This is a genomic window from uncultured Cellulomonas sp., assembly GCF_963527515.1.
In the GTDB taxonomy this organism is placed as follows: domain Bacteria; phylum Actinomycetota; class Actinomycetes; order Actinomycetales; family Cellulomonadaceae; genus Cellulomonas.
This window is the reverse complement of sequence record NZ_CAURTV010000007.1, coordinates 77,796-84,532: the sequence shown is the minus strand read 5'-3', so window position 1 is coordinate 84,532 and position 6,737 is coordinate 77,796. Positions and strand designations below refer to the sequence as shown.

6 protein-coding genes are annotated in these 6,737 nt (G+C 73.9%); 4 read left to right on the top strand and 2 right to left on the bottom strand.

What is annotated here, in order from left to right; all coding sequences use genetic code 11:
* The first annotated feature begins 185 nt into the window (after positions 1-185).
* From RYN42_RS03915 to RYN42_RS03905, 3 genes are all read left to right on the top strand, one after another.
* Positions 186-1,505, top strand: coding sequence for a deoxyguanosinetriphosphate triphosphohydrolase (locus tag RYN42_RS03915; RefSeq protein ID WP_315093891.1), 1,320 nt, complete (start codon positions 186-188; stop codon positions 1,503-1,505).
* 40 nt (positions 1,506-1,545) lie between these two features.
* On the top strand, positions 1,546-3,477 hold the full coding sequence (dnaG, locus tag RYN42_RS03910; RefSeq protein WP_315093889.1) for a DNA primase: 1,932 nt from the start codon (positions 1,546-1,548) through the stop codon (positions 3,475-3,477).
* An 86-nt stretch (positions 3,478-3,563) separates the two neighbouring features.
* The gene (locus RYN42_RS03905; protein ID WP_315093887.1) at positions 3,564-4,136 is read left to right on the top strand and encodes a VIT1/CCC1 transporter family protein; all 573 of its coding nucleotides are present in this window, start codon (positions 3,564-3,566) and stop codon (positions 4,134-4,136) included.
* Between the two features lie 8 nt (positions 4,137-4,144).
* Here the strand turns inward: RYN42_RS03905 and RYN42_RS03900 are convergent, their stop codons facing one another.
* Complete coding sequence (locus tag RYN42_RS03900) at positions 4,145-4,942, bottom strand: transglutaminase family protein (protein ID WP_315093885.1); 798 nt, start codon at positions 4,940-4,942, stop codon at positions 4,145-4,147.
* 309 nt (positions 4,943-5,251) lie between these two features.
* Between RYN42_RS03900 and RYN42_RS03895 the strand changes: the two genes are divergently transcribed.
* Entirely contained in the window at positions 5,252-5,674 is a 423-nt protein-coding gene (locus tag RYN42_RS03895; protein WP_315093883.1) for a transferase, read from the top strand.
* Between the two features lie 22 nt (positions 5,675-5,696).
* On the opposite strand, the gene RYN42_RS03890 is transcribed toward RYN42_RS03895, so the two are convergent.
* Positions 5,697-6,668 (bottom strand): DMT family transporter, encoded by a 972-nt coding sequence (locus tag RYN42_RS03890; RefSeq protein WP_315093882.1) that lies wholly within the window; start codon positions 6,666-6,668, stop codon positions 5,697-5,699.
* Positions 6,669-6,737: the final 69 nt, after the last annotated feature.

Here is a 6,737-nt window from a genome sequence, read left to right as displayed (position 1 = left end):
GTGCTGACGCCGGCCTGCTCAGCCAGGTCCGTCAGACGGGTACGCACGATGGGCAGCGTAGGGGACGGCGCACCCGCGGCCGGACGCGGTCCAGCGACGCGCTGCACGGGCGGGCCGCGTTCACACGGACGGCCGGTGCCGCGGTCCCGGTCGTGGCGTCGGGGCCGCTGGCTAGGCTGGGGGGCGTGACCGCACTGGACCCGGCGTACGAGATAGACGGAGCCCTCGACGGCTACGTCGACGCCGACCGGGAGCGCTGGGTCACCGAGCCGGTCAAGTCCCGGGAGCGGACCGCGTTCGAGCGCGACCGGGCCCGGCTGGTGCACTCCTCGGCGCTGCGCCGGCTGGGTGCCAAGACGCAGGTGCTGGGCCCGTCGTCCGACGACTTCGTGCGCACCCGACTGACGCACACCCTCGAGGTGGCGCAGGTGGGCCGGGAGATCGGCAAGGCGCTCGGCTGCGACCCCGACATCGTCGACACCGCCTGCCTCGCTCATGACCTGGGCCACCCGCCGTTCGGCCACAACGGCGAGCGTGCGCTGGCGCACCTGGCCAAGGACATCGGGGGGTTCGAGGGCAACGCGCAGACGCTGCGGCTGCTCACCCGCCTGGAGCCCAAGGTCGTCGCCCCGGACGGGCGCGCGGTCGGCCTCAACCTCACGCGCGCCAGCCTCGACGCCTCGGTGAAGTACCCCTGGCGCCACCTGCAGGGTCCGGTGAGCGCCGCGAGCGGGCGGCCGACCCACAAGTTCGGCGTCTACGAGGACGACCTGCCCGTGTTCACCTGGCTGCGCGAGCAGGCCCCGGACGGCCGCAAGTGCCTCGAGGCGCAGGTCATGGACCTGGCGGACGACATCTCGTACTCCGTGCACGACGTCGAGGACGCCGTCGTGGGTGGCCGGCTCGACCTCGAGGTCCTCAGCGTGCCGCAGGAGCGCGACCGCGTGGTCGAGGCCGTGCAGACCTGGTACGGGGACGCGGTGACCGCGGACGGCCTGCAGGAGGCCATGGACCGGCTGGTGGACGCGCAGCTCTGGCGGCCCGGGTTCGACGGGTCACGCGCCGCGCTGGCCTCGCTCAAGGACTCCACCAGCCAGCTCATCGGCCGCTTCGCCAAGGCGTCGCAGCTGGCCACCCGGGAGCAGTACGGTCCTGGCCCGCTCACCCGCTACGCGGCCGACCTGATCGTGCCGCACGAGACGCTGGCCGAGATCCTCGTGCTCAAGGGCCTCGCGGTCACCTACGTCATGGCCCCGCGCGAGCTCGAGCCGCTCTACCACCGCCAGCGCGAGGTCCTGGTCGACCTCGTGCACGTGCTCTCCGAGCGAGCCCCGATCGCCCTGGAGCCGCCGTTCGCGGCCGACTGGGTGGAGGCCGCGGACGACGCCGCGCGCCTGCGCGTGGTGATCGACCAGGTGGCCTCGCTCACCGACGTCTCGGCGGCCGAGCTGCACGCGCGCCTCGTCCACCCGCCCCGGCACGCAGGACCCGCCGCCCTGGTGTGATCCGGTCCGGCGCGTCGGCGCCGACGCCTAGACTCCTCGCGTGGCAGGACGCATCCGGCGGGAGGACGTGGAAGCGGTCCGCGAGCGTGCCCACATCGAGGAGATCGTCGGCCAGCACGTCACGCTGAGGTCCGCGGGCGTCGGCTCGATGAAGGGGCTGTGCCCGTTCCACGACGAGCGTTCCCCCTCCTTCCACGTGCGCCCCCAGGTCGGCCGGTACCACTGCTTCGGCTGCGGCGAGGGCGGTGACGTCATCGACTTCGTGCAGAAGGTCGACGGGCTGGGCTTCTCCGAGGCGGTCGAGTACCTGGCCGGCAAGGTCGGGCTCCAGCTGCGGTACGAGGAGGGCGGCGCGCCGCGGCCCGGCGAGGAGCCGGGCAAGCGTCGCCGGCTCATCGAGGCGCACAAGGTGGCCGAGGAGTTCTACCGCGAGCAGCTGAGCACGCCGGCGGCCGCGGCCGGCCGGCAGTTCCTCGCCGAACGCGGGTTCGACCGCACGGCCGCCGCCGACTTCGGCGTCGGGTTCGCCCCTCAGGGGTGGGACTCGCTCATGCGCCACCTGCGCGGCCGGGGGTTCACGGAGGCCGAGCTCACGCTCTCCGGCCTGGTCAGCCAGGGCCAGCGCGGCGTGTACGACCGGTTCCGGGGTCGGCTCGTCTGGCCCATCCGCGAGCTCACCGGGGAGACCGTCGGGTTCGGCGCCCGCCGGCTGTTCGAGGAGGACCAGGGGCCCAAGTACCTGAACACCCCCGAGACGCCCCTCTACAAGAAGTCGCACGTGCTCTACGGCATCGACCTGGCCAAGCGGGACCTGCAGCGCGACAAGCGCGTGGTGGTCGTCGAGGGGTACACCGACGTCATGGCGATGCACCTGTCCGGCGTCGGCACCGCGGTGGCCACCTGCGGCACCGCCTTCGGGTCCGACCACGCACGGATCGTGCGCCGGCTGATCGGCGACTCGGGGTCCAGCGGGGGAGTGCAGCTGGCGTCCGGAGCCTCCGTCGGCGGCGAGATCATCTTCACGTTCGACGGCGACGCGGCCGGGCAGAAGGCGGCGCTGCGGGCGTTCGGCGAGGACCAGTCGTTCTCCGCGCAGACGTTCGTCGCCGTCGAGAAGTCGGGCATGGACCCGTGCGAGCTGCGGCAGGCGAAGGGGCCCGACGCCGTCCGTGCGCTGGTGGCCGGCCGGACCCCGCTGTACGAGTTCGTCATCCGCTCCACCCTGGCCACGTACGACCTGCGCACCGCCGAGGGCCGGATCGGCGCCCTGCGCGCGGCGGCCCCGATCGTGGCCGGCATCCGCGACGCCGGCCTGCGCCCCGAGTACACCCGGCTGCTGTCCGGCTGGCTCGGCATCGACGACCAGGACGCGGTGCGCCGGGCGGTGCAGGGTGCGACGACCCGCCCGCAGACCGCGCGCCAGGACCGGACCGTCCCGTCCGCCGAGCCGATCCCCGTGCCGGTCGCCCGCATGCCGGTGCCGGACCGCCGGGACCCGGTCGCGCAGATCGAGCGCACCGCGCTCGAGGTGGTGCTCCAGCGGCCCGACCTGGTGGCCGCCGACTTCGACGAGCTGCCGTCCGACGCCTTCGGCGCACCGGCCTACCGCGCGGTGCACGAGGCCATCCGCGCGGCCGGCGGCGTCTCGGTCGCCCGACCGCTGCTGCAGTCCTCGGGCGGGTCGACCGGGTGGGTCGGTGCCGTCATCGAGCAGGCCGCCGAGCCGGTCCGCTCCCTGGTCACCGAGCTGGCCGTCGCCCCGCTGCCGGAGGACCGTCCGGAGTCGCTGGAGGGCTACGTCCGGGGGGTGGTGCTGCGCCTGGTCGAGATCGGGTTCACCCGGCACATCGCCGACCTGCGCGGGCGGCTGCAGCGGATGGACGCCGAGGCGGACCCGACCGCCTACCAGGCCGCGTTCGCGGAGCTGGTGGAGGTCGAGGGACGCCGCCGGAACCTGCGGGAGAGCGCCTGACGTAGGTGAGGCTGTCCTGCATCGTCGCAGGTCAGGACAGGCTTTGCTTCGATGACAACCCTTCCGCAGGTGCCTACCGTGGAGTCATGACCGTCCTCCAGGCGCACCGTCCCGCCCCCACCCTGCGCAGCCTGAACTGGCTGCGCGCCGGTGTGCTGGGCGCCAACGACGGGGTCGTCTCGGTGGCCGCCACGGTGCTCGGCGTCGCGGGCGCCGCCACGCCGGTGCGCACCATCGCGGTGGCCGGCATCGCGGCGCTCGTCGCGGGCGCGCTGTCGATGGCTGCGGGGGAGTACGTGTCGGTGAGCAGCCAGCGCGACGCCGAGCGGTCCGCCGTGCGGCGCGGTCGGGTCCTGCCGACGCTCGTCGTGACCGAGGCCCCGGAGTACACCAATCCCTGGCACGCCGCGGTGGCGTCGCTCGGTGCGTTCCTGGTCGGCGGGCTCGTCCCCCTGCTGGTGGTGCTGGCGCCGTGGGGCGGTTCGCGGGTCCCCGCGACGTTCGCCGCCGTGGTGGCCGCGCTGGTCCTCACCGGGCTCGTGGCGGCGCGGTTCAGCGACGCCGACCCGAAGCGGGCGGTGCTGCGCAACGTGCTGGGCGGTTCGGTGGCGATGGCCGTGACGTACGCGGTCGGCTCCCTGGTCGGGCTCTCGATCTAGCGGCCCGCTCAGCGCAGGGCGACGAGTCCCGTGCCGGCATCGGCCGGCAGCGGCGCGTGCACGGCCGCCGTGATGGTCATCGCACGGATCGACAGCTGGCCGCCGTAGTAGGACAGGAACGCGGTGTCGGTGGCGTCCCGACCGGTGGCGATCCGGACGAGGGACTCACGCCGCGCCAGGCGGGTGGCGTCCACGACGTACCAGGCGCCGTCGACGTACGCCTCGGCGACCGCGTGGAAGTCCATCGGCTTGAGCCCGGGGGCGTAGACGGACACGAGGCGGGCGGGCACGTCCTTGGCCCGCAGCAGCGCGATGACGAGGTGCGCGAAGTCGCGGCACACGCCGCGCCGCTTGAGCAGCGTGTCGGTGGCACCGTCCGTCGGCAGGCTGGAGCCCGACAGGTACGTGACGTGGCCGCTCACCCACGCGACGACGGCGTCGAGGAGCTCCGCGCCGGCGAGACCGGTGAACTGGTCGCGGGCGAAGGCCAGCAGACGGTCCGAGTCCGCATACCGACTGGGGCGCAGGTACTCGACGAGGTCGACGTCCTCGATGGCCGGCACGTCCGCCTGGCCCGTGATCGTGGCCTGGTAGTCGACGACGAGCCGGCCCGCCGGGGCGAGCACGCGGTGCATGCGGCCGCCGTGCGGCATCTTGATCTCGGCGATGTCCAGCGGCCCGTCCTCGTGGCGGACGGAGAGGATCTCGGTGCGGTCCTGGGCGCCGTCCGCGACGGCGACGGAGAGCAGGATCTCGAGCGGGGCGCGCACGTCCAGAGACAGGTGCGAGGTGACGGTGCGCAGCACGGCCGGGGGTCCTTTCCCGGCCATCGGCGGCCGGACCATCAGGGGGGCAGGCGCAAGTGTGGGGCTCGTCGGGCCATCCGTCCAGCCCGCGTATTCGACGCAGTGAACCTGCAGGTCAGCGCGCTGTTCTGCGGGTCGAACGGTGTCCGCGGGGACGTCGCTCGGCGGGTCGGGTTACCGCGGGGTAGCCGGCGCGGCGCCGGCTCGTCCCGCGCGCCCGTTCGCCGACGGCTGAGCCTCTCCGGAAATCCTTTCCACAGCCGGGTCGTTATGTCAGGTGCAGAAGTGTGTGCGAGGACGAGGAGTGGCATGTCGCGACGGGTCAAGGGCCTGGTGGAGTTCGAGGACGACCGCGGGGAGACCGTCCGGTACGTCCGGCACGTCAACGGCGGCGGGCTCGTCTCGCCCGCGGCGCGGGTGCACGAGGAGGCCTGGCTGGCACCGACCGCGTACGTCGAGGCCGGGGCGGTCGTGGGCCGCGACGCGCGTGTCGGAGAGGGCAGCTGGGTCGACGCCGACGTGGTGGTCGGACCGGGTGCGGTCGTCGGCAGCAACGTGCACCTCGGAGCGGGGACGCGTGTGGCGGGCGGTGCGCGGATCGGTGTGGGTGCACGCCTCGGGCAGCGGGTGACCGTTGCTCCGCGAGCGGCGGTGGCCGCCGACCAGATCGTCCCCGACGGCGCGACCGTCGACGGACGATCGCCGCGAGCCGGCTATGAGAAGGCGGCCTGACCGGCCGCGTGCCGAGCGGTGCTCAGGTGCGGACGTCGGCCGGGAGTCGACGCTCCGGCACCTCGACGAGCACCTCCGGCACGTCGGTCCCGCGCCGGACCAGGGCGATGCCGGCGACGACCAGGACCATGCCGGCGATCTGGAACGCCAGCGGCGCCTCACCGACCAGCGCCCATGCCAGCAGCACGGCGACGACCACCTCGGACAGGGCGAGGAACGACGCGAGCCGCTCGCCGAGCAGCCGCACGGACACCGCGCTGACGCCGTAGGCGAAGGCCGTCGGCAGGGTGGCCACGACCAGGAGCGGCACGATCCAGTGCACCTGTGCCCCGAGCAGGTCCACCCGGACGTCCGGGGCGGACAGGGGCAGCACGCCCAGAGCGGCGACGATGCCCACGGTGAGCGCGCCGACGACCATGCCGGCACCCGCCAGGCTGATCGAGGGGAGCTCCGTCCGGCGTCCGGTGAACGCGAAGTACGCGGCGTTGCCGACCGCCGAGATGACAGCGAACAGCAGACCGACGGGGTCGAGCTCGAGCGACCCCGTGAGGTCGAGGACGAGCACGAGGCCGCCCGTCGCGAGCGCTGCCCCGGCGAGCGTGGCGCGGGTGGGAGCCTGCCGTCCCCGTACCCAGCGCCAGGCGACCAGCAGGAGCGGCCCGGTGTACTCGACGAGCAGCGCGACCGCGACCGGCAGCCGGTCGACCGCGAGGTAGTACATGGTGGACGCGGTCGCCACACCGAGCACCCCGAACCCCAGGACGGTGCTCCACTCCTCCCGCAGGACGTGCCAGCGTCCGCGCAGGGCCCACGCGGCGGGTCCGGCCAGCAGGAGCGCCGCGACCGAGAGCCGCACGAGGATCGCGGACCCCGGCGACCACCCGGCGACGAGCAGCGGCTTGACCACGGGGCCGCTGGTGGCGAACGCCACGGCGGCGACCAGTCCCGCGACGATGCCGACCGTGCGGTGGGAGGTCGTCGGCGTCGTGGACATAGGGGTGCTCCGGCTGGATGGGGAATGTCATGGGTGAAGGCGGGTTACACTCATGACCGTACTCGGGCC

Excerpts from the sequence above, each read along its gene's own strand:
- RYN42_RS03890 (WP_315093882.1), bottom strand. The coding sequence starts at position 6,668 with ATGTCCACGACGCCGACGACCTCCCACCGCACGGTCGGCATCGTCGCG.
- RYN42_RS03895 (WP_315093883.1), top strand. The coding sequence starts at position 5,252 with ATGTCGCGACGGGTCAAGGGCCTGGTGGAGTTCGAGGACGACCGCGGG.
- RYN42_RS03905 (WP_315093887.1), top strand. The coding sequence starts at position 3,564 with ATGACCGTCCTCCAGGCGCACCGTCCCGCCCCCACCCTGCGCAGCCTG.